Below are 25,811 nucleotides of genomic sequence, written 5' to 3'. Positions count from 1 at the left end.
TCAGGTGCTCAGAGGTCTGCGTGCAGACTCCACACCCGCTCCGCGGCGCTCGCCCAGGAGAAGGCCCGCGACCGGTCGGCGGCGAGCACGCGCAGGCGCTCCCTTCCGGCGCCCGCCGCGTCCTCGATCGCCTCCGGCAGTGCCTCTTCGGCGACCACCGCTCCCCCGTCGGCGAGGACGTCGTGATGACACCCGGACTCCACGGCCACCACGGGGACACCCAGCGACATCGCTTCCACGGCGCGCCAGGGCCATCCGGTGACGGCGTCGGTGGAGACGAAGACGCGGGCCCCGGCGACGACGGCGGCGCGGTCCGACACCTCGAGGGACCCTCGGATGTGCGCGCGACGCTCGGGCAGTCCGGCAGCGGCGGCGATCTCGGCGATGCGCGGTTCCGCGCCTTCCGCCGCCCCGATCACCACGGCGTCGAGACCGGCCGCGACCGCCCCACGGAACCCGGCGGCCAGGGTGTCCTGCGGGCCGGACAGGACGAGGTACTCCGACGGCAGGCCGAGTGTGTCGCGGCGCGACGTGGCGTCCTCCGGGAGGACGAGACCCTGGGGCGGAGCGCCCGCGATGACGCGGATGCGGTCGCCGAGCTTCACGAGGCCGGACAGCCGCTGCGCCATGGAATGCGAGGGGACGACCACGGCGTCCGCGTGCTTCACGGCACGGCGGAGCATCCCGCGTTGCCAGGCGACGGCGCCCCTGGACAGGTGGGACGGCGCCTCCCAGGCCCGCAGATCCCACAGGGTGACGGTCGTCTGGTCGTTGTCGTGCACGCGGTCATGACGCACCAGCGGAGCGAGCAGCGTGGGTGCGTGGATGAGGCCGCCGCCGACTCCCGGGGCGATACCGAGCTGCCAGGACGCGGCGAGCTCACGGCGTCCGACCGCCAGGGTGCGCACCTCTCCGATACCGCGCAGGTCGACGTCCACCCCCGACGGCACGATCGCGTCGACCGTGCAGTTCGGCGGGGCCGTCTGGACGAGCCCGGCGGCGAGATCCCGTGATGCCGCCGCCTGATCGGGGTCGACGACATGGACGAGCTGATCCAGAACAACACGCAGTCGAGCACCCATGCGATCAGGCTAACCGCGGGACGCCGACGACCCCGGGAGCGCATCACCCGTCCACACCGCTACTCAGCGTTCCCACAGCATCGGGAGCGCGGCAGGCAGCGTCGCCGTGCTTGAATGCCAGGGTGAGCGATGGTCGCCTTCCCGTCCGCCGCCGATGGGTCGGGTGGACCGTCGGCCTCGTCCTCGTGTTCCTCGTCCTCGCGCTGGGCTGGGTCACGGTGCGCGGCATCGGCGCGGTCGACAACCTCCAGCAGATCTCGAAAGCGACCAGTCAGCTCAAGCAGTCCATCGCCGAGGGCGATCTCGATGGCGCAGCCCCGGTCGCCGCCCGCATCTCGCGCAACGCGGAGTCGGCCCGATCGCTGACGGGAGACCCGATCTGGCAGGCGTTCGCTGTGCTGCCCTGGATCGGCCCGAACTTCCGCGCGGTGAGCGAGGTCGCCGAGATCGCCGACGACGTCTCCACGGAAGCCCTCGGTCCGCTGCTCGACGTCGCCGACGACGTCGACCTCACGAGCCTCGGCTTCGCAGGCGGGGCGATCGACCTCGCCCCCTTCGCCGCCGCCGAGAAGCCGCTCGCCACTGCGAGCGCGGCATTGACCGTGGCGGAGGAGCGGGCCCGCCGCATCGACGCCGACGCCACCCTTCCGCCGCTCGCTGACGCGGTGCGGGAGATGCGCGGCGCCGTCACCCAGGCCGCCACGGCGGTCGGCGCACTGCACGGCGCCTCCGTCCTGCTGCCGACCATGCTCGGCGGCGAGGGCCCGCGCACGTACGTTCTCGCGATGCAGAACAACGCAGAGCTGCGGTCATCGGGCGGCATCATCGGCTCGATCGCGCTCCTGCGCGCGGAGAACGGCAAGGTCACGCTGCAACGGCAGGCGTCGACGCGCGACTTCCCCCCGCTGGACACGGCGCTGCCCCTCAGCGACAGCACCGTCGCGCTCTTCGAGGACCGCCCCGGCCGCTATCTGCAGAACATCACCAGCATCCCCGACTTCCGTGAAGCGGGGCAGACCATCGCCGCCCGATGGGAGGGACGCTACGGGGGGAAGGTCGACGGGGTGATCGCGGTGGACGCCGTGGTCGCCGCACACCTCATGCGAGCCACCGGGGATCTCTCCTTCGGGCCCTTCACGGCGACTGCGGACACCGTGACCGACCTGCTCCTCTCGGAGATCTACGCGGCGATCCCCGATCCCGCGGCTCAGGACGCGATCTTCGCCCAGGCCGCCGGCGGGCTGTTCTCGGCCGCTCTGTCCCACGCGGAGCCGCAGGCCCTCGTCCGTGCTCTCGCCGACGCCGCCGGCGAAGGCCGCATCCGGATCTGGAGCGCGCACGAGTCGGAGGAGTCGCTCCTCGCCGCCAGCGCGCTCGGCGGCGCCATGCCGCAGGACGATGAGGACGCCGCGGTGGTCGGCGTCCTGATCAACGACGGGACCGGCGGGAAGATGGACTACTACACCCGCGCCTCGATCGCGACGGCGGTGGGGACCTGCGCGGGGGTGCCGACGACCCAGGTGCGCGTCACCTGGTCGAACACGGCCCCCGCCGACGCCGCCACTTCTCTGCCTCCGTACGTCACCGGGGACGGCATCTACGGCGTGCCGGCCGGCAGCGTGCGCACCCTGATCGCCGTCTACGGTCCGGACGGTGCCCTGCCGTCGCATATCGACCGGGACGGCACGGAGGAGGGCGTGCAGACGACGACCATCGGCGGTCGCTCCGTCGTGCAGCACGAGGTGCTCCTCGCCCCCGGCGCCTCCACCACGATCACGGTGGAGTTCCAGGGCGACGGCGCCGGAGCGCGCCTCACCGAGGTGCAGCACACCCCGTTGATCGTCGCCCCGAAGCTGACCCGCGACACCCTGCAGTGCGGCTCGTGACAATCGCCGACGGATGAGGTACTGTCGTCTCACTGGGGAATAACCGGGGTCCGTGAACCTGCCGTGGGGGCAGAGGACTTCGCGCAGTCGGACGCAGGGGTGTGTCCGGAGGCGATTCCGCGTGACATTCTGGGGAGAAATCATGCTGAAGAAACTGGCTGCCATCAGCCTTACCGCTGGCGCGCTCATCTTGGCCGCGCCGACCGTCGCCTCTGCGGCGCCGAGCGACTCCTACCCCTCGCCTCCGGGCGCGAAGGTGGGCGACGCGATCATCGACACCTGTGAGGTCTCGACCGTCGCTTTCGGCGCCGGGTACTTCGAGCCGGCGGAGACCGTCGGCGTGTCCGTCTCGGGGCAGAACGCCGGTGCCGCCGCCATCTCGGGCAACACCGCCGCATCCGACGGCAGCCTGACGGTCACGTTCCGCCCGCCTTCCGACGGTCAGGGCTCCTACGCGCTCGACTTCGCCGGTTCCCGGGCCTACACCGCCACGGTGACGGTGTCGCACGGGAACGCCGCTGCCTCCAGCTGCGACCACGATCCCGGCACCGCCGCGCCCGCCGGGACCGAGCTGCCGCTCACCGGCGGCACGGAACTCGCGCTCACCGGTGGATCGGTGTCGCCGTGGATCATCGGCGGCGGAGCAGTCGCTCTGGTCGCCGGTGGCGCCCTCGTCGCCGTCGGAGCCGCGCGCCGCAAGCGCGCCTGAATCGCGCGCCGCATGCGCGCCTGAGCCAGGTCGCCGCCTTGCGCGGTGGCCGGCTGGACGACGGTGATCCCTCCCCCTCCGATCACCGTCGTCTGGCGAATCCGGTCATGCACCGGACGGCCCACGGGCGATGTTCCCGGGAACATCGCCCGTGGGCTGCGTCGTCCCCTGCGGACTCAGGGAGCGGGGACGGGGGTCTCCGTCGGCGGATGCAGCTTCTGCTGCAGCAGCTCGTGGATGAAGCCGTAGTCCGGGTCGAACTCGTCGACGCCGTTCTCGGGTGTCAGTTCGACGGTCTGGACCGGCTGCTCCTTGGCCTTCAGCATGAGGTCGAAGAACTCCGGCAGCTTGCCCTGCGGAAGATCGGTGCTGATGAGTGCCGTGCCCGCAGCCGCCACCTCGTTGAAGCGGGTGAGGACGGTCTGCGGAGTGAACTGGGCGAGGATCGCCTCCTGCAGCTCACGCTGCCGCTTCATGCGGTCCCAGTCGCTGGTCGTGTACCGCGAGCGGGCGTACCACTGGGCCGTGTCGCCGTCCATGTGCTGCCGCCCGGGCTCGATCCAGCCGATCGCCCATTCGTTCACGTCCGTGCCGGACCAGCCTTCCGGCGGGCCGCCCTTGGGCAGGCGCTCCGTGACGGTGATGTCGACGCCGCCGAGGGCATCCACGAGGTCGGCGAAGCCGTGCATGTCGACGAAGACGTAGTACGGGATCTCGATGCCGAGCACGCCCTCCGCGGCATCCTTGGTCGCCTCGATGCCCGGCGCCGAACCCGTGGCCTCCGCATCCGGATAGAGCCCGGTCCCCTTGTCCTCCCGGCAGACCTCCGCGGCGTTGCGGACATGGTTCATCCACCCGTTCCAGCCGCAGGTGGACGACCCGTGGCCCTGGAAGCCGTCGGGATAGAGCTCTTGCATCGGGCTGCCGTCGCTGAACGGCGCGTGCGGGAGCTCACGCGGGATCCCGGTGATGGTCACTGCTCCGGTCTCGGCGTTGACCGAGACGACGGAGATGCTGTCGAAACGCATCGAGTCGCGGCCGTCCCCGCTGTCTGCGCCGAGCAGCAGGATGTTGTAGTAGCCGTCGCTGGGCGGGAGGCTCGGGCCGCTCTGCCCGAAGATCGCCCCGACGCTGCCGCGCACGGAGCCCACCGCGGTGGCCGCGTAGCCCAAGACGCCTCCGACGAGCCCCAGCAGGACGAGCGCGACGACCGGCACGAGGAACCGCGACGGCGCGGGCACCTTGACCAGGCGGACGAGGCGGAGCGTGTCGAAGGTGAGGACGATCCAGAGGACCACGACTCCCACGAGCAGCACCTGCACGAGCGTGAGCAGGGCCGCCGATACGAAGCCGCCACCGATCGTGAGCCAGAGGAAGACGGGGCGGGCGAACAGCACCAACGCGACGGTGACGATGGCCAGGAACCACGTGGTCAGGGTGACGCCGAGTCCGAATCTCCCCAGGCGTCGATTGCCAGCCAGGACCTGCGCGGACCCCGGCAGCAGGACGTTGAGACCGACGAGCCACCAGGCGCGTTTCGACATGAGCCCGGCGTCGGCCGTATCCGGGTGTCGCAGCGGCCGCGTCTCGATGAGCGGACGTCGCGTCGCGCGCGGGGGCGCAAGGGTCACAGCGAGCCCTTCAGCCGATCGTTCTTCTCCTCGACCTGGGCCTCGAGGTCGGCGGCATAAGCCTCGACACGGTCGGCCAGCTCGTCGTCCGCGGCACCGAGGATCCGGGCCGCGAGCAGACCCGCGTTGCGCGCACCGCCGATCGAGACCGTCGCGACCGGGATGCCCGCGGGCATCTGCACGATCGACAGCAGCGAGTCCATACCGTCCAGGTACGCGAGCGGCACGGGGACCCCGACGACGGGAAGTGCCGTCATCGACGCGAGCATGCCCGGAAGGTGGGCGGCACCGCCGGCGCCGGCGATGATGACACGCAGGCCGCGAGCTCGGGCTTCCCGCGCATAGGACATGAGCTTGTCCGGCGTGCGGTGGGCCGAGACGACCTCGACCTCGTGCGGGATCCCGAAGTCGGTGAGCGCCTGGGACGCGTCGCTCATGACGCGCCAATCGGAGTCGGATCCCATGACGACGCCGACCAGAGGGACGGCGGAGGAGTGCAGTGGCTCGGTCACCAGATCAGGCTACGGTCTCGCGCTGGGAGAACACCCGAGCGGCACACGTCTTTTCCCGTGCGCCGCCGCGGGAATCCTCAGACGAAGGCGGCCGCGGCCGCCCTGGCGACGTACACCGCGTCGTCGAGGTCGTCCCCTGCGACGTTGACGTGACCCACCTTCCGACCGGGACGCGGTGCCTTGCCGTACGTGTGGATCTTGGCGTCCGGGTGCGCGGCCATCGCCGCCTCGAAACGGTCCCCCAGCGTGCCCTCCACGGGACCTCCGAGGATGTTCACCATGACCGCCCAGGCCGCACGAGGCCGAGTGTCGCCCAGAGGCAGATCAGCCACGGCACGCAGGTGCTGCTCGAACTGTCCGGTGACGGCGCCGTCCTGGCTCCAGTGCCCGCTGTTGTGCGGACGCATCGCGAGCTCGTTCACGAGGATGCGCTCGTCGTCCGTCTCGAAGAGCTCGACCGCGAGCATCCCGGTCACGCCGAGGCCCTCCGCGATGCGACGACCGATGTCCTCGGCGACCTCGGCGAGACGCTCGGTCGCCGCGGGCGCCGGGGCGATCACCTCGGCGCAGACGCCATCGCGTTGCACGGTCTCGACGACCGGATACGAGATCATCTCGCCTCCGGGTCGGCGCGCGACCTGCTGGGCGAGCTCGCGGACGAAGGGGACGAGCTCCTCGGCGAGCAGGGCGTCAGAGCCCTCGAGCGCATCGAGCCAGTCCTGCGCCTCGACACCGGAGCGCACGACGCGCACGCCCTTGCCGTCGTATCCGCCCCGCGGCGTCTTGACCACCGCGGCACCATCGTGCTCGTCGAGGAAGCGCTGCAGCTCATCGGCGGAACGGACCGGGGCCCACTCCGGCTGCGGCACGCCGAGCTCTGCCAAGCGGGCGCGCATGACGAGCTTGTCCTGCGCGAACTGGAGGGCATCCGGTCCGGGATGCACCGCGATCCCCTCAGCGACGAGGGCACGCAGCACCTCCTGCGGCACATGCTCGTGATCGAAGGTGAGGACGTCGACGTCGGCGGCGAAGGCGCGCACGGTGTCGAGGTCCCGGTAGTCGCCGACCGCTGTGGCGGCCAGGCCCGCGGCCATGCCCTCCTCCTCGGCGAGCACCCGCAGTTCGAGACCGAGCTCGACCGCCGGAGCGATCATCATCCGTGCCAGCTGTCCTCCGCCGATCACGCCCACACGCAGCGCCATGTGCCGCCTCCATTCGTCATGCCCATTCTTCCGCACGCTCGCTGGTCCGGGGAACGGCGAAGCGAACCGGCCGGGAGGCGGTCGCGAGTTCGCGCTCAGGCGAATTCGTCGCCGCTCGCCTGGGCGTCGCGATGGGCGAGGATCTGTCCGACCTCGATCTGATCCGCGAGCGTCTCGTGCACGAGGGTGACGTTCGGGACGTTCACGAGACGGAGAGGTGCGTCCACGCCGTTCGAGAGCGTGATGGTGCCGCAGCCCCACATCCGCTGCAGCGGACCCCGGCGGACACCGATCGTGTAGCCGCGGGCGTGCGACATCTCGCGGCGGTTGCGCGCGCCCAAGCCCTGGGCTGCGATGACACGACGGGTCGTGATCGTCGTCGTCCGCGAGTACCAGAGGATGAAGGGGATCACGACGGCGACGAGCACGACGACCCCGGCGGCGGCGAGCAGCATCCAGTCCTCGAAGCCGGCCGGAAGGTTGCCGTAGAAGTAGGCGGTGGCCCCGAAGGTGGCGACGAGCACGAGCGCCGACCAGAAGAGCCGGCGAGCGTGGCCGCGGAAGCGCGCGATGAGCAGCTCCTCGGCGGGAGTGCCGGGCGGCGGCATCAGCGGGCGTCCGCCGAGCGTCACGGGCTGGGTCACACCCCCATTGTGCCCGCGATCGCCGACAACACCGTCCGCGAGACGGCGTGTCCCCGCGTCACGCAGGCCGGACGTGCACGACGTCACCCGCGGAGACCGCGTGCACGGTCCCCTCCGCCGCGACGAGGAGACGCCCCTCGTCGTCGATGCCGACGGCCACGCCCTCGAGCAGGGACCCGCCGGGGAGCGAGACGCGCACGGCTTGTCCGACCGTCGCGCACCGCGCGGTCACCGCCGCATGCAGACCGCTCGCGGTCGCGTCGTCCGCCGCGGCGAGCGCGCGGAGGTGGCCGTCGAGCGCCGACACGTAGGAACGGAGCAGCTCGTCCTCGTCGACGACGATCCCCTGCACCGCGAAGGAGGTGGCCGTGGGAACCGGGAGCTGCGTCGCGGTCATGGCGGTGTTGACGCCCGCCCCGACGATCACGGCCGTCGGCGTCGCCTCCGCGAGGATGCCGCAGATCTTCCGGCCGTCGACGAGGACGTCGTTCGGCCACTTGAGGACGACGGCGGCATCAGGAAGCTGTGCGGCGACGGCCTCGGCCATGGCCGCCCCGGCGGCGAGCGGGATCCAGCCTCGCGCCGCCGGCTCGGCAGGCAGATCGCGGAGGAGGACGCTCACCGCGAGCGCCGAACCCGCCGGGGCCACCCACCGGCGATCCAGCCGCCCCCGTCCGGCCGTCTGGTGCCGGGTCAGGAGGACCGAGAGGTGCGGCCAGGCGTCGGCGTCGTCCGCGTTTCTCCGCAGGTCGGCGTTCGTCGATCCGGTCGCGTCGACGACCTCGAGACGCGGTACGAGCGCAGCGGAACGTGAGAAGTCGCCGCTCATGCGTCCTCGTCGTCCGCCTCGTCGTCGTCATCGTCCGCATCACCGCGGACGGCACCGATCTCCCGGTCGCGCCACCGCTCCCACTCCCCCATGAGCCGGTCGACGGCGGCGTGGAACTTCTGCGTCGCCACGCCGGGGGTCGTGTCGCCGAAGTAGTGGCGCACCCACATCTGCAGGCGCGCGACGGCCGCTTCGTCCTCCCGCACGCGCTCGACCTCGGCGACGATGTCGTCCGCCGCCTCCGCGGACAGCCATTCGCAGTCGGAGAGGTAGCCGGTGGTGTCGACGGCGGCCTCTTCGTCGACAGGACGCGTGATCATGAGCGGCTTTCCCGCCGCGAGGCGGTCGTACACCATGGCCGAGATGTCCACGACGGCGACGTCGGCGGCGGCGAGCTGCCAGCCGAGCTCGGGGCCGTCGTCGTACACGTGCTGCGCGGTCGGGTCGGCCGCGTTCGCGGCGGCGATGGCCGCGACGATGCGCCGATGCGCCGCCCCGTAGGCCTCGTCGACGACACCGCTGCGCGGGTGCGGGCGGTAGATGACCCGGTGCTCGCCCGTCGCGAGCAGTCGCGCCACCAGGCGCTCGCCGTGCGAGGCGATGGAGCCGTAATGCGCGCTGGGACGATCGCCTTCCCACGTCGGGGCGTAGAGGACGACGAGACGGTCGTCCGGCGTGTACGGGAGCGAGCCGGAGTAGTGGTCCGCCTGGGGGCGTCCGATCTCGATCGTCCGGCTCTCCACGTCGTAGTCCCACAGCGTCCGCGACAGCCGATCCCTGGCCGCCTGACCGGCGACGAAGGCGTAGTCGTAGGCCTTGTACTGATTCGTGGTCATGTACATCTTGTCGGACTCGCCGTGATTGATGAACACATGCCAGCGACGGCCGTACCGGAACATCTGGAAGTTGCGGGTGTTCTGATTCACGTAGAGGACCAGCCGGATGTCCTGTGTGGCCAGGAACCGCTCGAGATCGCGCACCTTCGGCACGAACGCGACGGGCGGGCCGTCCTCCTCCAGCAGCTTCTCCGCGCCGGTCGCCTGGCGCGCGAGCACCACCACGGGCCACCGCTCGGCGAGCGCGGCGAGCGGGCGGTACCACTGCCGCATCTGATACATGTTGACCGCGCCGTCTGCGAAGTACACGGCGACCCGGAAGTGATCTGCCGGGTACGGCGCCTGATCCGCCAGCCGACGGCGGACACGCTGCACCGCGGAGCGCGAAGCGAGCGCCCGCCGCAGGAGACGGTAGGCCTTCTTCGCGTCAGACAGTGCACCCATCCCTCCAGGATAGTTCGTCCGCTCGCGGCCCCCGCTGAGCCGCGACCACCGCGCTCTGCCTGGGAGGGCGGGGCAGGAGCGGCGTGACATGATCGACGTGTGCCAGCCAACGGATCCCCCGCCCCCGTCACCGGGGTGTCCTTCGTGATGCCGGTGCTCAACGAACGCGCCTACCTGGAGCACGCGGTCGCGTCGGTGCTCGCTCAGGAGGTCGGGGTTCCGGCCGAGCTCGTCCTCGCGCTGGGACCGTCGTCGGACGGCACCACGGCCCTCGCCCGCCGACTGGCCGCTGCCGACGACCGGATACGCCTCGTGGACAACCCCGCCGCGCACATCCCCGTCGGACTCAACGCCGCGATCCGGGCCAGCCGCTACCCCACCGTCATCCGGGTCGACGCGCACTCCGAGCTCGCCCCCGGCTACGCGGCCCGTGCCCTGCAGACGCTGCAGCGCACGGGGGCGGCCAACGTCGGCGGCGTGATGCACGCCGAGGGCCGGACTCCCTTCCAGAAGGCCGTCGCCCGGTTGTACAACTCCCCCGTCGGCCTGGGCGGCGGCGCGTATCACGGCGGCCGCGTCGAGGGCGAGGCGGAATCCGCCTACCTCGGCGTGATGCGGCGGGAGGTGCTCGACGAGGTCGGTCTCTTCGACGAGTCGATCCGCCGCGGCGAGGACTGGGAGCTGAATCTGCGCATCCGTCAGGCCGGCCACCGGGTGTGGTTCGATCCCGAGCTGTCGGTGACCTACTGGCCGCGGGAGAGCTGGCTGCGACTGGCCAGACAGTTCCGCGCGACCGGGGCCTGGCGAGGAGAGCTGGTGCGCCGCTTCGGGCGCCGCAACGGTCTGCGCTACTTCGCCCCGCCGGTGCTCCTGCTGTTCGTCGTGCTCGCCGTCGTCCTCGGGATCCTGCAGCTCACCGGGGTCGTGTCCGGCATGGTCTCCCTCATCGCCTCGGGTCTGGTCTACGTCCCGCTCGCGCTCTACGTCCTGCTCGTGGTCGGCGTGGCCCTCGCGCCGGGCGGGGGCGGCGTGCGGCAACGCCTGTGGACGCTCCTCGTGCTGCCTACGATGCACCTCTCGTGGGGCCTCGGCTTCCTCGGCGGCGTGCTGCGCGGAGCCGGCGACACGGTGGACGCATCGCGGCTCGGCACGCGGAACACTCCCCTGCCCTGAACACCGACGGCTACGGGGTGACGAATCCGAGGTCGAGGATCCGGTCGACCACCCGCTGCGCGGCCCGGCCGTCGTCGAGCGCGTTGAACTGCCGCTGCCACGCGGCATAGCGCTCCGCGTACCGTTCCCGGTGGCCCTGGTCGTCCAGCGCGGCCACGAGCTCGTCCTGCGTACGGACCAGCGGGCCCGGCGCGCGTTCCGCGAGATCGAAGTAGAAGCCGCGGAGCTGACCGCGATAGTGGTCGAGGTCGGGCACGAGGAAGTACATCGGCTTGCCCGTCACCGAGAAGTCGAACATGACGGAGGAGTAGTCCGTCACGAGGGCGTCGGCGGCGAGCAGGAGCTGCGACGTCTCGGGATAGCCGGTCACGTCGATCACCCGCGCGCCGGCACGGTCCCTGCCCTCCCCCAGCGTGCGCGAGTGACCGCGCACGAGCACGACGGCGTTCGTCTGCCGCGCGAGGAGTTCCGGATCGACGAAGTCGACCATCTCCGCACGGTCGTCACGCCACGTCGGGGCGTAGAGCAGCACGCGTTCGTCGGCTCCGATGCCGAGCGCCGCGCGCACGGCGACCGGATCCCCGGTGCGCAGAGCATCGTTGCGAGGATAGCCGTCGACCCAGATCGGCCGCCCGAAGAACGCGTAGGCCTTGCGGAGGATGCGCGCGGAGTAGGTGTTCTGCGCCAGCAGCACGTCCCACCGCCGGGACTCCTTGACCACCGCCGCCATCCGCCGGGGGTCGAACCCCGGGCGGTGCAGCGCCAGACGTTTGAGGGGCGTGCCGTGCCAGGTCTGCAGCACCTTCTGCCCCGGCTTGCGCGCGAAGCGACGGCGCAGCCAGTCGTTCACGATGAGCAGTCGTGCAGCACCGCGGGCGCGCCACCATTCCGGGCTGCCCTCGATGACCGCTGTCGCGCCGTCCGGCACCTCCACCGACAGATCGGCGACGCTCCAGTACCGGCGCACCTGCGGAGCACGCCGCGCCAGCTCCCGATCGATGGCGCGGGGGTTGCACCCGACGCTCCGGCCGTAGAAGCTCTCGAAGAACACGGCGTTCTCCGTCCCGCCGGTCTGCGCCACATAGCGCTCCTCGAGTGTCGAGCGCCCTTCTGCCGTGTCGTACACGGGATCGACGGGTGCCGCGATGCGGACGAGCGCGCCTTCGACGGCGATCCGCACCCCCGGGAGCACGACCGGCGCGAGACGCAGCTCCGCCAGATCGGCGCCGCCGATACGCAGCTCGTACTCACCTGATGGCAGGGGCAGCTCCGGGCCACCCCACCGGGATGCGCGGAGCGCGAACGTCGCCTTCCAGGTCTTCCCCCCGCCGGTGACGCGGGCCTCCACCCGCGCCCGCGGTCCGGAGAGTTCGGCACTCTCCGGACGCTGCCCGGTCCCTGCGATGACCAGCGCCTGTGCCGTGTCATCGATGCGGGCCGTCGTCATGCTGCTCCCTTCGGCGCAGGGATCCCCCGCGCACGGATCGTCCGGTATACCCGACGAGTGTTCTGACCGTCACGGAACGCGTGCATCTCCGCGCTGAGCGTAGCGGAACGTCGGGCAGCCTCGTCGAACGCGGCGGGGTCGCCGAGCAGCGTCGCCAGCCGGACGAGCGCCGCTTCCCATCCCGTCGCGACGCCTGAAGCGGCGACGTCCTCGAAGCGCCCGTAGAAGCCGCGGGTGCGGGCGTACTCCCTCACATCGGGTGCGAGGAAGACCACCGGCATGTCCAGGAGCCCTACGTCGTAGGCGAGCGAGGAGTAGTCGGTGATGAGGACGTCGACCGCGGCCAGCACCGGGGTGACGTCGCTGACGACCGCGCTGGGCAGCGCGCGCACTCGCTCGGTCGTCAGCGGTGGCGTGTAGCTGCCGTCACCGAGCGGATGCGAACGAACGAGGAGGACGGCGTCGTGCTCCTCCAGCACCCGGATGATCTGCATCCATTCCTCGGCCGTCGGCACCGAGGGGTCCGGGGCGCCGTCCCGCCACGTCGGCGCGTAGAGGACCACTCGTCGGGCGTCGCCGATCGCGCCCACGGCCTCCGCGAGCAGAGCCCGTGCATGCGCGCGGCGTTCCTGGGGCGTGCCGAGGGAGAGCACATCGACGCGCGGCTCCCCCGTGACCACGACCCGGCCGTCGCTCAGCCCGAACGCGGACTCGAGGCGCGCCCTGGCCCGGTGCGAGGCGGCGGGCAGCACGCGGATCCGTTGCGCGGCGCCGCGGTACAGCAGCCCGACGAGGCGCCGGAGGATCGGGGCGCCGGGGACGGCGGGCACCTGCGTGGTGGCCGGCGAGTCGAGGCCGATGCGCTTGAGCGGGATACCGTGCCAGAGCTGCACGACGAAGGCACCACCGTTGCCGTAGCGGTTCACATCGCCGAGGCCGTGCGTCACGATCAGCACGCCGGCGCGCGCGGTCGCCCACCATCCGCGGAACCCGCCCCGCGGGACGGTCCGCAGGCCGAGGGCCTCGGCGTCGGCCGCTTCGCGCGCCGATCCGGTCAGCCAGAGGGTCTCATGCCCCTCCCCTGCCGCATACCGCTGCAGGGCGAGAGCGCCGTCGCCGACGCCGGCACCGCAGCCGAAGACCCATCGCCGACCGCGCGGCACGACGAGGGTGCCGAGACGACCGAGGGCGTACAGCGGGATCCGGAGCAGCTTGGCCGCGTTGCCGGTGCCGAAAGAGAAGGACGCCACCCGGCGAGCCTATCGCGCGGGTGGCGTCCTTCTCTGACCGTCGGGATCAGCCGGCGAGCGTGCCGAGCGTCACCTCGATCTCACTCTGCTTGCCGTTGCGGACGTAGGTCACGTCAGCCTTGCTGTCGGCCGCCGCCGCACGCACCTGCGCGGTCAGGTCGGTCGCGCTCGTGATGGGCACCCCGTTGAAGCTCGTCACGACGTCGCCGACCTGGAGACCGGCGGCCGCGGCCGCGCCCCCGTCGGTGACCTCGGCGATGTACGCACCGGCCTCGGTCGCGCCCTCGACGCCGGAGGCATCGCGGACGGATGCGCCCAGCAGGCCGTGGGTGGCCGCGCCGTCGGCGATGATCTCGTCCGCGACGCGCTTGGCGATGTTGGACGGGATGGCGAAGCCGATGCCGATCGAGCCCGACTCCTCGGAGTTGCCCGAGCTCGCGATGGCGACGTTGATGCCGATCAGCTCGCCCTTGCTGTTGACGAGGGCGCCGCCCGAGTTGCCATGGTTGATCGCGGCGTCCGTCTGGATCACGGCGATCGAGATCGACTCGGTGGCCTGCTGCCCGCTGTTGCCGGGCAGATCGAACTGGAACGGCCCTTCGCTCTGCCCGTCCTCCGGCGCCTGCTGCTGCGGGGCGTCCTCGGAGGAGGAGTCGGGAAGCGCGGAGGAGGCGATCTGGATGCTGCGGTTCAGCGCGCTCACGATGCCGGTGGTGACCGAGTTCGCCAGGCCCAGCGGGGCGCCGAGGGCTACGGCGGTGTCGCCGACGTTCAGCTTCGACGAGTCTGCGAATGCGATCGGAGTCAGGCCCTCGGCGTCGGTGAGCTTGATCACCGCGAGGTCGTAGATCGGGTCGGTGCCGACCACGGTGGCATCGTAGATGCGCCCATCGGAGGTCGTGACCCGGATCGTCGGGTCTGCCGCCGCCCCGCCGAGCGTGACGACGTGCGTGTTGGTGAGGACGTAGCCGTCCTTGCTGATGATGACGCCCGAGCCGCTGCCGGCCTCCTGGGAGCCGGCGACCTCGATCGTCACGACAGAGGGAAGAGCCTCGGTCGCGACCGCGGTGGTCTCGTTGACCGAGCCGGGATTGTTCACCGTGACGGTCTGCGGTCCCTGCGCCGACCCGGAGGACGGCGAGTCCTGCAGCCCGGTGAGCAGCGCGCCGCCGCCGAAGCCGGCGACGCCACCGACGAGGGCGGCCGCGACGATGAACGCCGCGACGCGGGTGCCACCGCGTGATTTCTCCTTCGTGGCGGCGGGGGCCGGCTCCGCCGGCGGCACCGTGCCGTCGAGCGGGCGGATGTCCTGCGCCGGGACGCCGAATGCAGCGCCGGGGACGCCGGCGGCGGCCGGACCGGGCGCGGCCAGCCCGTGCGGCACGGGGGCCACCGTCGGCGTACCGGCGGCGTGCGATGCGAACGTCGGCGGCATGTGGTGGCCCTGCGGGGCGACCGGGGCGGAGGCAGCCGGTGCGCCCGTCGCGGGGGTGCCGTCGGCGGCGGGAGACGGCGCGCTCGGCGCGGCTTCGGGGGTCTGGGGGATCTGGGGGGTGTGTCCGGCGGACACAGCGTCGTCCGACGCCGGTGCCGGGCGGTCCTGCGGGTTGTCCTGGTTCATGGTGTGCTCCTTCAACGCTCCTCCAGGATGCCCCGCATCCCTGTGCGTTCCTTATGCCGAGCTTGAGTTTCCGCTATGGCCTTAGCCTGTTCTTCATGAGTGTCATCCCCGGCGCATGGCGTCGCACGGCGGCCGGTGCCGGTCTGCTCGACGCGGACGGTTCCGTCGCGCCCACCATCTTCGCAGAGATGTCCGCCGCGGCGGCCCGAACCGGCTCGATCAATCTGGGCCAGGGCTTCCCCGATGAGGACGGCCCGGCGGCGGTGCTCACCGCCGCACGCGACGCGATCGCCGACGGCCTCAACCAGTACCCGCCCGGGCGCGGGTACCCCGATCTGCTTCTGGCCATCGCGGAGCATCAGCAGCGCTTCTACGGCCTCGCAATCGACCCGGACTCCGAGGTCATCGTGACGGCCGGCGCCACCGAGGCCCTCACCGCGACCCTGCTCGCCCTCATCGACGGGCCGGAGGACGAGGTCGTCGTCTTCGAGCCCTACTACGACTCGTACGCCGCGGCGGTGGCGCTCGCGGGCGCTCGCCTCCGGACGGTGCCCCTGCTGGCGCCCGATTTCCAGCCCGACCTGGATCAGCTGGCGGAGGCCGTCACTGACCGGACCAGGATCATCCTCGTCAACGACCCGCACAACCCCACCGGAGCCGTCTTCGACGAGGAGGTCCGCCGCGAGGTGGTGCGCCTGGCCGCGCAGCACGACGCGGTGATCGTCACGGACGAGGTCTACGAGCACCTCACCTTCCACACCCCGCACGTCCCGATCGCCACCCTGCCCGGTGCCGCGGAGCGGACCCTCACCATCTCGTCCGCGGGGAAGACCTTCTCGACCACGGGGTGGAAGATCGGCTGGGTGCACGGCCCCGCCGCGCTCATCACGGCCGTCCTGACCGTCAAGCAGTACCTCACGTACGTCAACGGCGCCCCGTTCCAGCCGGCGGTGGCGGTGGGCCTCCGCCTCGACGACGCGTTCTTCTCGGATGCCGCCGCCGCGCTCGCCCGCAAGCACGCCATCCTCGGCGACGGTCTGCGCGCAGCCGGCTTCACGGTCCACGCACCGCAGGGCGGCTACTTCACGGTGGCCGATGCGACGGCCCTCGGCGGCACGGACGCGGCGGCCTTCTGCCGCGCGCTTCCGGAACGGGCGGGTGTCGTGGCGATCCCGCTCACCGCCTTCGTGTCCCCCGCGCGGCGCCCGACGTACGCGGGGCTCGTGCGTTTCGCGGCATGCAAGCGCGTGGAGGTGCTGGAGGAGGCGGCTACGCGCCTCGCGAGCCTGCACCCCTGAGGGGAGCGGTCAGCGTGGGACCACGGCGTACCGCCGTGCCCGCAGCGAAGGGTTCGTCGCACGGACGCGGGCGATCACCGCGCCATCGACCACACCGAGGGCCACTCCCGGCTCGGAGCCGATACCGGCGCGGACGACGCCCTGCGGGTCGACGATGCGTGAGTGCCCCACGCCGATCGGCGCCGGGTGGTCCGCGGCGATCACGAACACCGTGTTCTCGATGGCCCGCGCCGCGAGCAGGGTGGTCCAGTGCTGCTCCTTGAGCGGTCCGCGCACCCACTCCGCCGGCACCACGAGCGCCTCGGCGCCGGCGACCGCGAGAAGCCGCGACACCTCGGGGAATCGCAGGTCGTAGCAGGTCATCAGTCCGAAGCGCACTCCGCCGACCTCGAACACCGCGGGCTCGCCGATGTCTCCCGGCTCCACCCAGTCCGACTCGGTCTGCCCGAACGCGTCGTAGAGGTGCTGCTTGCGGTAGACCGCGAGGATGCCGTCGCCGCGCACGGCGACGACCGTGTTGCGCACGCGCCCCTCGTCCGAGGCCTTCTCCGTGACGCCCGCGACGATGACGACGGCGAGCTCCGCGGCCAGACCGATGAGCCCGGTCACGAACTCGCCGTCCAGGTGCTCCGCGTTCGCCGCCAGGCGCTCGTCCATCGGGTCGACGAAGAAGCTCGAGTACTCCGGGAACACGATCAGCTTCGCCCCGAGCCGCGCGGCCTCTGCGGCGAGCTCGGCGATCTGCTCCCTGTTGTGCTCGCGCGAATCGGTGGGGGCGAACTGGCACACGGCGACGGGCACGGCGGTGTTCTCAGACATGACGCCATCCTCTCGCACCCGCCGGTGCCGCGCTCGATTCGACGCCTCCCCGGATCCGTGATAAGTTATCTCTTGTGCCGCGGGGTGGAGCAGTTCGGTAGCTCGCCGGGCTCATAACCCGGAGGTCGCAGGTTCAAATCCTGTCCCCGCAACAAATGAAGGCCCTCTGGCCGGGAGAGATCCCAGGCCGGAGGGCCTTTCGCATGTCCGGCGTCACCGCAGGCCGGCACTCTCGCCGCGCGGTTCCCGCATTGTCCTCCCCCGCCCCGGATCTGGGAAGGCCCTCCGTCGCGCACCGCCGCGGAGTCACGATGGCCCGGCTCACAGACTGAGCCGAAACGACATGGCCTGACCAGCGCTCCTCACTGCGCCACTCCATCGACGTTTCACATCGCTGAAAGGAAGAGGACATGAGAGCAGTAGTGTACGAAGGCCCGCATACGGTCAGCGTCACCGACGTACCGGATGCCCGTATCGAACGACCTACCGACGTGCTCGTGCGCATCACCACGACGAACATCTGCGGCTCGGACCTGCACATGTACGAAGGCCGGACGAGTTTCGAGACCGGCCGATGGTTCGGCCATGAGAACCTCGGCGAGGTGATCGAGGTCGGCGAGGGCGTCGACAAGGTGAAGGTCGGCGACTACGTCGCGTTGCCCTTCAACGTCGCCTGCGGGCACTGCAAGAACTGCGAGCGGGGGTTCACCAACTACTGTCTCACCGCGCAGCCCGTCCCGGAGTGGGCGGGAGCCGCCTACGGCTTCGCCGACATGGGGCCGTGGGCCGGTGGTCAGGCAGAGCTCCTCCGGGTGCCGTGGGGCGACTTCAACTGTCTCCGCCTGGGAGAGGACGCCGAGGAGAAGCAGAACGACTACGTGATGCTCGCGGACATCTTCCCCACCGGCTATCACGCCACGGAGCTCGCCCACGTGAAGCCCGGGGACCAGACCGTCATCTACGGCGCGGGCCCCGTCGGCTACATGGCCGCCTACTCCGCGATCCTCAAGGGGGCCGGAAGGGTCATGGTCGTGGATCGGCATCCCGACCGCCTGCGCAAGATCGAGGAGCTGGGGGCGATCGCGATCGACGACTCGGCGGTGGACCCCGTCGAGGCGGTCAACGAGATGACGATGGGGCTGGGCGCCGACAACGGCTGCGAATGCGTCGGCTATCAGGCCCACGACCCGAGCGGCACCGAGGACCCGACCCTCACGCTGAACCGGCTCGTGAAGTCGGTGCGGTTCACGGGCGAGATCGGCGTCGTCGGCGTGTTCATCCCGCAGGATCCCGGCGCCACGGATGAGCTGGCCAAGCAGGGCAAGCTCGCCTTCGACTTCGGGGAGTTCTGGTTCCGCGGCCAGAAGCTCGGGAGCGGTCAGTGTCCGGTGAAGAAGTACAACCGACGACTGCGCGACCTCATCGCCGGCGGCAAGGCGACACCCTCCCGTGTGGTCAGCCACGATCTGCCGCTCGAAGAGGCACCGCAGGCGTACGAGCACTTCGACAATCGGGACGACGGCTGGACGAAGGTCGTGCTGCACCCGGATCGCACTTCGACGGCGGCGTGACCCGACGGGCGCGAGGGCGACGAAGATGGGGACGGACGGCCGACGGGACCGGCGCTCGCCGGCGCCTGCCGCGGGACGAGCGGATCCCGGCCGCGCGGTCGCGTTCAGTGATGCGATCATCGCCATCGTCATCACGCTGCTCGTGCTCGATCTCCGACCACCCCGGGCCGAGGAGGGCGAGCTGCTGCCCGCCCTCCTCGACGAGTGGCCGACCTATCTGGCGTATGCCGGCTCGTACGTCTATCTCGCGGTGATCTGGCTGAACCACAAGGCCGCCTTCACGCGGATCCGGGTGATGGACCGCGGCCTGCAATGGGCCAACCTCGGCATCCTCGCCACCCTCGCACTCGTCCCCTGGCCCACCGCGGTGATCGCGGAGACGGCGAGGACCGGGAATCTCGCAGACGAGCGGGTCGCCGTGGCGCTCTACGCTCTCGTCGGGGCTCTGCTGTGCTCCGCGTGGCTGCTCTTCTTCTCGTACCTGGCTCGTCACCCCGACCTCACGCACGAAGACGTCGACGACTCCTACTTCGCCCACGAACGCCCGCGCGCACTCATCGGAGTCGCCCTGTACCTCGCCGCCGGGGTCCTCGGCGTCGCGGTGCACCCGCTCGTCGCGTCGATCGTCTTCCTGCTCCTCCCGGCTTTCTACGGCTTCACGAGCCACGGTCACGACGAGGGGCCCCGGCTGTTCTCCTCGTCCCGCCGTTAGAGCGTGCGCCCCATCCCGGTGCTCGGAGGCCGGTCGAGCCGCAGCGAGAGGCGACCTCTGCGAGTATCGAGGGGTGAGCCGACCGGTCGACATCGATGCGCGCGTCGTCGCGGAGCTCGTCGAGGAGCAGTTCCCCCGCTGGGCGCACCTCCCCGTCCGCGCCGTGGCGCGTCAGGGGTGGGACAACAGGACGTTCCGGCTGGGCGACGAGTTGTCGGTGCGGCTTCCCGTCGCCGAGCCCTATGCCGCGGCCGTGCACAAGGAGAGCAGAGCGCTCGCGTTCCTCGAGGGAAGGCTGCCTGTCGCGGTTCCCTCCGTCGTGGCGCTGGGGGCTCCCGGCCGGGGCTACCCGTTGCCGTGGTCGATCCGCCGGTGGCTCGACGGCGATACCGTGGACCGCGCCACGGAACTCGATCGCGTTCGCCTCGCCGTGGATCTCGGGGACCTCCTCCGCGTCCTGAGGTCTCTCCCCGTGCACGAAGGGCGGGCCGCCGGCCGGCATTCGTTCTTCCGCGGTTCGCATCCGAGCGTCTACAGCGACGAGGTCCAGGCCGCGCTCCAGCGGCTGGACGGCACCCTGGATGCGGAACTGTGCCGGAGCGTCTGGCTCGCCGCGACGGGCAGCGCGTGGGAGTCCGCGCCGGTCTGGTTCCACGGCGATGTCGCCGTGGGCAACCTGCTCGTCAGCGACGGCCGCCTGTCGGCGATGATCGACTTCGGCACCTGCGGCGTCGGCGATCCCGCCTGCGACCTCGTCATGGCATGGACGTACTTCGACGGCGACGCGCGCGACGCGTTCCGCGACGCCGTCGACCTGGATGCCGCGACCTGGCGACGGGCTCGCGGCTGGGCGCTCTGGAAGGCCCTGGTGACACTCGCAGGCGGGTCAGGACCGGGTGGCGACGACAGCCGTCGCGTTCTCCACGAGGTGCTGACCAGCCCGCTCTAGACCCGCGGACGCCGTCGAGCCGGTCAGCGGACGACGGCAGTGGGCGCCGCGAGGGCCGCGAGGACCTCATGACTGATGGAGCCGAGCAGGAAGCGGGCGACCGGCCCTCGTCCGTGCGATCCGACCACGGCGAGGCTCGCGGTGGCGGCCGCACGGTTGATGAACTCGGACGGGTAGCCGCGTTCCACCCGGGGCTGGAGCTCGAGATCCGGATACGTCTGGCGCAGTCCGGCGAGGGCGACGGCGAGGGTCTCCTCCGACAGCTCCTGCATGGAGGAGAGGTACTGCTCGGGGTATGCCCGCGCCCCGCGCGGGAGCGGGACGGGGGTCCACACCGTCACCGGGATGAGGGGCTCGCCGAGGCGGTCGGCCTCGGCGGCGGCGAAGGCGACCGCGGCCTCCGAGATCGGCGACCCGTCCACACCGACGACCACACCGCGACGGTCGGCGGTCTCGATGTCGGGGATCACCACGACAGGGCAGGACGAGTCGGCGACGATGCGCAGTCCGTGCGCCCCGCGCCGAGGGCTGTCCGCGTCATCCGGACGGAAGTCGCTGCCGATCACGAGGAGGTTCGCGCCCGCGGTGGTCGAGACGAGCTGTCGGACCGGGTCGCCGCGGAGCACGACGAGGTCGACGTCCAGGCCCCGATCCTTCAGCGTCTCCGCGTGCTCCTCCAGCAGACTCCGCGCAGCCGCGATCGCGGCGTCCACCACGGGGCCCTCTCCGACGGCGCCGACCGCTCCCCCGACGACGCTCGCGAGGAGCAGCGTGGCCTTCCGCGACCGTGCGCGGTGCGCCGCCCACTCCAGTGCTCGTCGTCCCGCCGACGTGTCCACCACTCCCACAACGATGCGCTCAGTCACGACACCCTCCCTGTTTCCCTCCACCCTCCCATGCCACCCCCTCCCGGCGCGACGGTCCGTCCCGGACAAAACCCTCCGCCTACTCAGGCAGTCGCGCCAGCTCAGGCTTTCTGCCCAGAGGTCGCCTGACCTCGCGCGCCCGCCTGCTGCCGCGAGACCGCCTGTCCTGGCGTGCCGCGCGCGAAACCAGGCACCCGCGCGGCATCAGCCCCGCGGGCAGGGGGTCGCCTGAAGCGGCGCGAGTGCCTGAATGCGCGGGGCGACTACTCGCCGACGTACCGCCAACCCCGGGAGTTCTCGGTGACCTCCCGGAATCCTGTCCATCGGGTCCGTTCCTGCGCGTCCTCGCCATCGACGACGACGAGGACGGCGTGCACGCCCCCGACCAGCAGCCACCGGCCGGCTTCTGCCAGGAGCACGCGCCGCACGATCGGGTCCTCGGCGTCTTCATCGGACACCTCCGCCAGCACGGGGCCGACGGGGTGGCGCTCGGGGCGACCGACCGTGAGGTCCAGTTCGAGGTACCCGGTGTCGGCACCGTCGGTGCGTGCGATGAAACGGACCCCGCCGGAACCGAGCTCGCGGCGCACCGTGATCCCCTCGCTTCCGGCTCCCGCTCCCACGAGCTCGGTCGGCGTCGCCATCAGCACGACCTCGGTCGTTCCCGCGTGCACGAACCCCGCCCTCGCGAAGGCTTCGCGCACGTGGGGCCAGGAGTCGGGAACCCCGGTGACTCCCGGGAACGGGAGCTGTCCCTCTGCGTACACCGCCGCCACACGCCACGTCCGGAGCTGGACCACGCACGCGCGCAGGAGCACATCGAAGGCCGAAGGGTCATCGGAGTCCGGAAAGGCCAGCGCGAACTGGATCAGCCCCGCGTCGCGATAGTCGTCGCTCACGCGGGCGTCGCCGGAGAACCGTTGCAGATGCGCCGCCGCGACGAGACGTTCGCGTTGCTCGACGACGATGGTCGCGCGCTCAGTGACCCAGGGGTCGAGGACGTACTCGTCCGGCTGACGCTCGAGGGCGCTGAGAACGGTGTTGACCGAGACGCGGGCTCCCGGGATCACGGTCGAGAGGTGTGCGTTGACCAGGTCTGTGAGCTGGTCTCTGTCGTCGCGACGGAAGAATCGAGCGCGGGGTGGGTGTTGCATTGCGGGCCTCCAGCTGAGTCAGGAAATGAAGGCCGCCACCGGGTGCGGTACATGCCCACGCTAACACGCTCGCCACCATGCACCCGCGCCGCATCAGGCCACCGGGCAGAGTCACGCCTGATCTCGCGCGAGTGCCTGATGCGGCGGACCGGCTTCCGGCGCACAGGTACCGGGGAACGCGAAAGGGCACCCTGTGAGGGTGCCCTTTCGTGTGCGTGGGGAGGATCACTCTCCCGCGGCGGCCTCGAGCTCCAGGAGCTTCTCGACGGCCGCGGTGAGGCGCTTGTCCGCCTCGCCGAACTTCTCCAGGTCGCCCTCGGCGAGAGCCGCCTGGCGGTCGAGCAGCGCCTGCTGCGCCTTCGCCAGGGCATCGGCCTGTTCGTCCGTCGGGGTCGGCGTGGTCGGCGTCTCCCCGGTGTCGGGATCGGTCGTACCCGGATCGGTGGGTTCGACCTCGTCGTCCCCACCGGTCGCGCCGGAGTCGCCGCCGAACAGCGTGTCCAGCGCCTCGGTGAGGGTGTTCTCGAAGGCCACCCGGTCACCGAAGGCGACGAGCACCTTCTGCAGACGCGGCAGCTGCGTCCCCTCGGACGACTGCACGTAGACCGGCTGGACATAGAGCAGACCGCCACCGACGGGCAGCGTCAGCAGGTTGCCGTAGATGACCTCGGACTCCCCCTGCTGGAGCAGGTTGAGCTGCGGGACCACGGCCGTGTCCGAGTTGTAGGTGTTCTGCACCTGACCGGGGCCGGGCACCGTGGTATCGGTGTCGATCTCGAGCATGCGCAACTGCCCGTACCCCTCGGCCTTCACGCCCTTCTCCGCGCCGGCATCCGAGTCGACGGCGAGATAGCCCATCAGCACGTCACGGCTGCCCCCCGCACCCTGGGAGGCGGGGATGAAGGTGGAGAACATCGAGAACCGCGGTTCGTCCTGGCCCGGCATCTGCATGGTCAGGTAGTACGGCGGCTGCAGCATCGCGTCGCTGCGCGGGTCGTTCGGCGTCTGCCAGCGGTTGTCCTGCTGGGCGAACGAGCCGGCCTTGTCGACGTGGTAGATGCCGAGGATGTCGCGCTGCACCTTGAACAGGTCGGTCGGGTACCGGACGTGGCTCATGAGCTCGCCGGACATCTCGCTGATCGGCTTGAGGGTCGACGGGTAGACCTTCTGCCAGGTCTTGAGGATCGGGTCCTCCTCATCCCAGGCGTACAGCGTGACCGAGCCGTCGTAAGCGTCGACGGTGGCCTTGACCGAGTTGCGGATGTAGTTGATGTCGTCGATCGCGAGCGACGGCGTCGGCACGTTCGAGTCGGCGATCGCATCGGACAGGCTCACGCTCGTCGAATACGGGTAGGTCGAGCTCGTCGTGTAGCCGTCGACGATCCAGACGATGCGGCCGTCCACGACGCTCGGGTACGGGTCGCTGTCGAGCTCGAGGTACGGCGCGACCTTCTGCACGCGCGTCTTCGGGTCGCGGTCGTACAGGATCTGCGAGTCCTCGTTGACGAGGTTCGAGAACAGGATCTGCTCCGACTGGAACTTGAGCGCGTAGAGCAGCTTGGTGAAGCTGTCGCCGATCTTCGGTCCGCCGTTCCCGGAGAACGTCGTCTTCGTCTCGCTCGAGCCGTCCTTGCCGCGCGGGTAGTCGATCTCGACCGGGTCGGCCCCCTCCGGGGCGCCGACGATCGAGTACTCCGGGGAGTTCTCGCCGAAGTAGACCCGCGGCTCGAAGTCGCCCTGCTCGGACAGGAAGCCCGAGGTGGGGATGCCGCGCTCCAGGAAGACGGGCTCACCGTCGGTCGTGCGCTGGTTGCCTGCCGCGGCGACGAGGCCGTAGCCGTGCGTGTAGACCGCGACGCGGTTGTTCCAGTTGTCACCGTCGCCCAGACCCGACATGTCGAGGTCACGGACGGAGACGACCGTGTCCTGCTTCACGCCGTCGATCTCGTAGCGGTCGACGTCCATGGTCGTCTGGAACTGGTAGTAGCCGCGGTACTGCTCGAGCTGGCGGACCGTCGGCGGGATGACCTTCGGGTCCATGATGCGGATCGACGCGGTGGTCTCGGCATCGGCGCGGAGCTGGCCCGCCTCGGCATCCGTCTCGGCCTCGAAGGCCGTGGTCTCCAGGTCGGCGACGCCGTAGGCCTCCTTCGTGCCGTCGATGTTCCGCTGGTAGTACTCGGCCTGGTAGGCGTTCTGGTTCGGCTTGACCTGGAAGGTGGTGACCACCCACGGGTAGCCGATGCCGATGACGAGCGAGGCCACGATCAGCAGCGCGGTCGCCGCGAGCGGGAAGCGCCAGCGGCCGATGACGGCCGTGATGAAGAAGAGGATGGCGACGACGGCGGCGATGATCGCGAGGATGCCGAGGCCGGGGATGGTCGCGTTGGCGCCCGTGTAGGCGGCACCGGTGATCCGGTCGTCCGGCTCCACGAGGGTCTTGTAGCGGTCCAGCCACAGGCTCGCCGCCTGCACGAGCAGGTAGAGACCGGCGATGACCGCGAGCTGGATGCGGGCCGGCTTCGAGATGCGCAGCTCGCCCTGGCCGACGCGCACCGAGCCGTATAGGTACGACACCAGTGCGGTGACGAGAAGGCTCAGCAGCAGGACCGCCGAGACGAACGCCAGAAGGATCGAGTAGAACGGCATCGCGAACATGTAGAACCCGGTGTCGACCTTGAACTGCGGGTCGACCTCACCGGTGGCGACGCCGTTGGCCCAGAGCCACACGGTCTTCCAGTTGCCGGCCGCCGCGAACCCCGCGAAGAGGCCGAAGAAGATGGGCATGCCCCACATCGCGAGGCGGCGCAGCGGCTCGATGACCTCCTGGTAGCGGTCGAGCTGCGAGCTCAGCCGGACGTAGACCGGGCGGAGCCGATACGCGAGCTGGATGACGACGAACAGCGGCACGGCCATGCCGAGGAAGCCGACGACGAACATCACCGCCGTCGCGATCCACTGCGTGGTGAGCACGCCGGTGAACCCGACCTGGTCGAACCAGAGGAATTCGGTGTAGAGCGACGCGAAGACGAAGAACGCCGCGATGAGCGCGGCGATGATCACCAGGGAGATTCCGAGGATGCGTCGGGAGGTTCGAGGCGTGGCCGGGGGCTGGGCTGGGGTCGAGGTCACCCCTCCATCCTAGGCACCGCTCGCTGTGGGCAGGCTGTCACACC

Annotated in this window: 21 protein-coding genes and 1 tRNA gene; 8 read left to right on the top strand and 14 right to left on the bottom strand. The window is 70.8% G+C overall.

What is annotated here, in order from left to right:
• Positions 1-8: 8 nt before the first annotated feature.
• Positions 9-1,082 carry a glycosyltransferase gene (locus tag WFJ36_RS01830; protein WP_071328246.1) on the bottom strand — a complete coding sequence of 358 codons (1,074 nt, stop codon included), beginning with the start codon at positions 1,080-1,082 and terminating at the stop codon, positions 9-11.
• A gap of 122 nt (positions 1,083-1,204) precedes the next feature.
• Between WFJ36_RS01830 and WFJ36_RS01825 the strand changes: the two genes are divergently transcribed.
• Together WFJ36_RS01825 and WFJ36_RS01820 are read left to right on the top strand one after the other, a co-directional pair.
• On the top strand, positions 1,205-2,968 hold the full coding sequence (locus tag WFJ36_RS01825; RefSeq protein ID WP_071328245.1) for a DUF4012 domain-containing protein: 1,764 nt from the start codon (positions 1,205-1,207) through the stop codon (positions 2,966-2,968).
• Positions 2,969-3,110: 142 nt separating this feature from the next.
• The gene (locus tag WFJ36_RS01820; protein WP_071328244.1) at positions 3,111-3,677 is read left to right on the top strand and encodes a hypothetical protein; all 567 of its coding nucleotides are present in this window, start codon (positions 3,111-3,113) and stop codon (positions 3,675-3,677) included.
• A gap of 176 nt (positions 3,678-3,853) precedes the next feature.
• On the opposite strand, the gene WFJ36_RS01815 is transcribed toward WFJ36_RS01820, so the two are convergent.
• The 6 genes from WFJ36_RS01815 to WFJ36_RS01790 all read right to left on the bottom strand — a co-directional run bounded on the left by WFJ36_RS01815 (position 3,854) and on the right by WFJ36_RS01790 (position 9,775).
• A complete protein-coding gene (locus WFJ36_RS01815; protein ID WP_336642533.1) occupies positions 3,854-5,308 on the bottom strand; it encodes an LCP family protein in 1,455 nt (484 codons plus the stop codon).
• The gene (gene purE, locus WFJ36_RS01810) at positions 5,305-5,772 is read right to left on the bottom strand and encodes a 5-(carboxyamino)imidazole ribonucleotide mutase (protein WP_060922793.1); all 468 of its coding nucleotides are present in this window, start codon (positions 5,770-5,772) and stop codon (positions 5,305-5,307) included. Before purE ends, WFJ36_RS01815 begins: the two co-directional genes overlap by 4 nt.
• Before the next feature lie 125 nt (positions 5,773-5,897).
• Positions 5,898-7,022 (bottom strand): 5-(carboxyamino)imidazole ribonucleotide synthase, encoded by a 1,125-nt coding sequence (locus WFJ36_RS01805; RefSeq protein ID WP_071328242.1) that lies wholly within the window; start codon positions 7,020-7,022, stop codon positions 5,898-5,900.
• 95 nt (positions 7,023-7,117) lie between these two features.
• Positions 7,118-7,630 carry a PH domain-containing protein gene (locus tag WFJ36_RS01800; protein ID WP_336642960.1) on the bottom strand — a complete coding sequence of 171 codons (513 nt, stop codon included), beginning with the start codon at positions 7,628-7,630 and terminating at the stop codon, positions 7,118-7,120.
• 94 nt (positions 7,631-7,724) lie between these two features.
• Positions 7,725-8,495, bottom strand: a complete 771-nt coding sequence (locus tag WFJ36_RS01795; protein WP_336642532.1) for a biotin--[acetyl-CoA-carboxylase] ligase — start codon at positions 8,493-8,495, stop codon at positions 7,725-7,727.
• Positions 8,492-9,775 (bottom strand): CDP-glycerol glycerophosphotransferase family protein, encoded by a 1,284-nt coding sequence (locus WFJ36_RS01790; RefSeq protein WP_336642531.1) that lies wholly within the window; start codon positions 9,773-9,775, stop codon positions 8,492-8,494. The genes WFJ36_RS01795 and WFJ36_RS01790 overlap by 4 nt, the downstream gene beginning before the upstream one ends.
• A gap of 147 nt (positions 9,776-9,922) precedes the next feature.
• Between WFJ36_RS01790 and WFJ36_RS01785 the strand changes: the two genes are divergently transcribed.
• Positions 9,923-10,948 carry a glycosyltransferase gene (locus tag WFJ36_RS01785; RefSeq protein WP_292788096.1) on the top strand — a complete coding sequence of 342 codons (1,026 nt, stop codon included), beginning with the start codon at positions 9,923-9,925 and terminating at the stop codon, positions 10,946-10,948.
• A gap of 10 nt (positions 10,949-10,958) precedes the next feature.
• Here the strand turns inward: WFJ36_RS01785 and WFJ36_RS01780 are convergent, their stop codons facing one another.
• Genes WFJ36_RS01780 through WFJ36_RS01770 form a run of 3 tightly spaced genes read right to left on the bottom strand, consistent with a single transcriptional unit; the run spans position 10,959 to position 15,266 of the window.
• Entirely contained in the window at positions 10,959-12,395 is a 1,437-nt protein-coding gene (locus tag WFJ36_RS01780; RefSeq protein ID WP_336642530.1) for a CDP-glycerol glycerophosphotransferase family protein, read from the bottom strand.
• Positions 12,392-13,645, bottom strand: coding sequence for a CDP-glycerol glycerophosphotransferase family protein (locus WFJ36_RS01775; protein WP_292788026.1), 1,254 nt, complete (start codon positions 13,643-13,645; stop codon positions 12,392-12,394). The genes WFJ36_RS01780 and WFJ36_RS01775 overlap by 4 nt, the downstream gene beginning before the upstream one ends.
• Before the next feature lie 46 nt (positions 13,646-13,691).
• Positions 13,692-15,266 carry a S1C family serine protease gene (locus tag WFJ36_RS01770; protein WP_336642529.1) on the bottom strand — a complete coding sequence of 525 codons (1,575 nt, stop codon included), beginning with the start codon at positions 15,264-15,266 and terminating at the stop codon, positions 13,692-13,694.
• 95 nt (positions 15,267-15,361) lie between these two features.
• On the opposite strand from WFJ36_RS01770, the gene WFJ36_RS01765 reads away from it, so the two are divergent.
• The gene (locus WFJ36_RS01765) at positions 15,362-16,564 is read left to right on the top strand and encodes an aminotransferase class I/II-fold pyridoxal phosphate-dependent enzyme (RefSeq protein WP_336642528.1); all 1,203 of its coding nucleotides are present in this window, start codon (positions 15,362-15,364) and stop codon (positions 16,562-16,564) included.
• A 9-nt stretch (positions 16,565-16,573) separates the two neighbouring features.
• Here WFJ36_RS01765 and WFJ36_RS01760 read toward each other — a convergent pair whose 3' ends face one another.
• Positions 16,574-17,383 carry a carbon-nitrogen hydrolase family protein gene (locus tag WFJ36_RS01760; protein WP_336642527.1) on the bottom strand — a complete coding sequence of 270 codons (810 nt, stop codon included), beginning with the start codon at positions 17,381-17,383 and terminating at the stop codon, positions 16,574-16,576.
• A gap of 78 nt (positions 17,384-17,461) precedes the next feature.
• Here WFJ36_RS01760 and WFJ36_RS01755 point away from each other — a divergent pair.
• From WFJ36_RS01755 to WFJ36_RS01740, 4 genes are all read left to right on the top strand, one after another.
• Positions 17,462-17,535, top strand: a tRNA-Met gene (locus WFJ36_RS01755).
• Positions 17,536-17,793: 258 nt separating this feature from the next.
• Positions 17,794-18,954, top strand: coding sequence for a glutathione-independent formaldehyde dehydrogenase (locus WFJ36_RS01750; protein ID WP_336642526.1), 1,161 nt, complete (start codon positions 17,794-17,796; stop codon positions 18,952-18,954).
• Between the two features lie 25 nt (positions 18,955-18,979).
• Positions 18,980-19,666, top strand: a complete 687-nt coding sequence (locus WFJ36_RS01745; RefSeq protein ID WP_336642525.1) for a TMEM175 family protein — start codon at positions 18,980-18,982, stop codon at positions 19,664-19,666.
• Positions 19,667-19,739: 73 nt separating this feature from the next.
• On the top strand, positions 19,740-20,615 hold the full coding sequence (locus tag WFJ36_RS01740) for an aminoglycoside phosphotransferase family protein (RefSeq protein ID WP_336642524.1): 876 nt from the start codon (positions 19,740-19,742) through the stop codon (positions 20,613-20,615).
• Between the two features lie 23 nt (positions 20,616-20,638).
• Here the strand turns inward: WFJ36_RS01740 and WFJ36_RS01735 are convergent, their stop codons facing one another.
• The 3 genes from WFJ36_RS01735 to WFJ36_RS01725 all read right to left on the bottom strand — a co-directional run bounded on the left by WFJ36_RS01735 (position 20,639) and on the right by WFJ36_RS01725 (position 25,767).
• Positions 20,639-21,481, bottom strand: a complete 843-nt coding sequence (locus tag WFJ36_RS01735; RefSeq protein WP_336642523.1) for a universal stress protein — start codon at positions 21,479-21,481, stop codon at positions 20,639-20,641.
• 263 nt (positions 21,482-21,744) lie between these two features.
• A complete protein-coding gene (locus WFJ36_RS01730) occupies positions 21,745-22,635 on the bottom strand; it encodes a hypothetical protein (protein WP_071328230.1) in 891 nt (296 codons plus the stop codon).
• Positions 22,636-22,860: 225 nt separating this feature from the next.
• On the bottom strand, positions 22,861-25,767 hold the full coding sequence (locus tag WFJ36_RS01725) for a UPF0182 family membrane protein (protein ID WP_071328229.1): 2,907 nt from the start codon (positions 25,765-25,767) through the stop codon (positions 22,861-22,863).
• Positions 25,768-25,811 lie beyond the last annotated feature (44 nt).

The organism is Microbacterium sp. MMO-113 (assembly GCF_037148555.1).
GTDB lineage: Bacteria > Actinomycetota > Actinomycetes > Actinomycetales > Microbacteriaceae > Microbacterium.
Note: the sequence above shows the minus strand (reverse complement) of the source record. Positions and strands in the feature narration are given on the sequence as shown.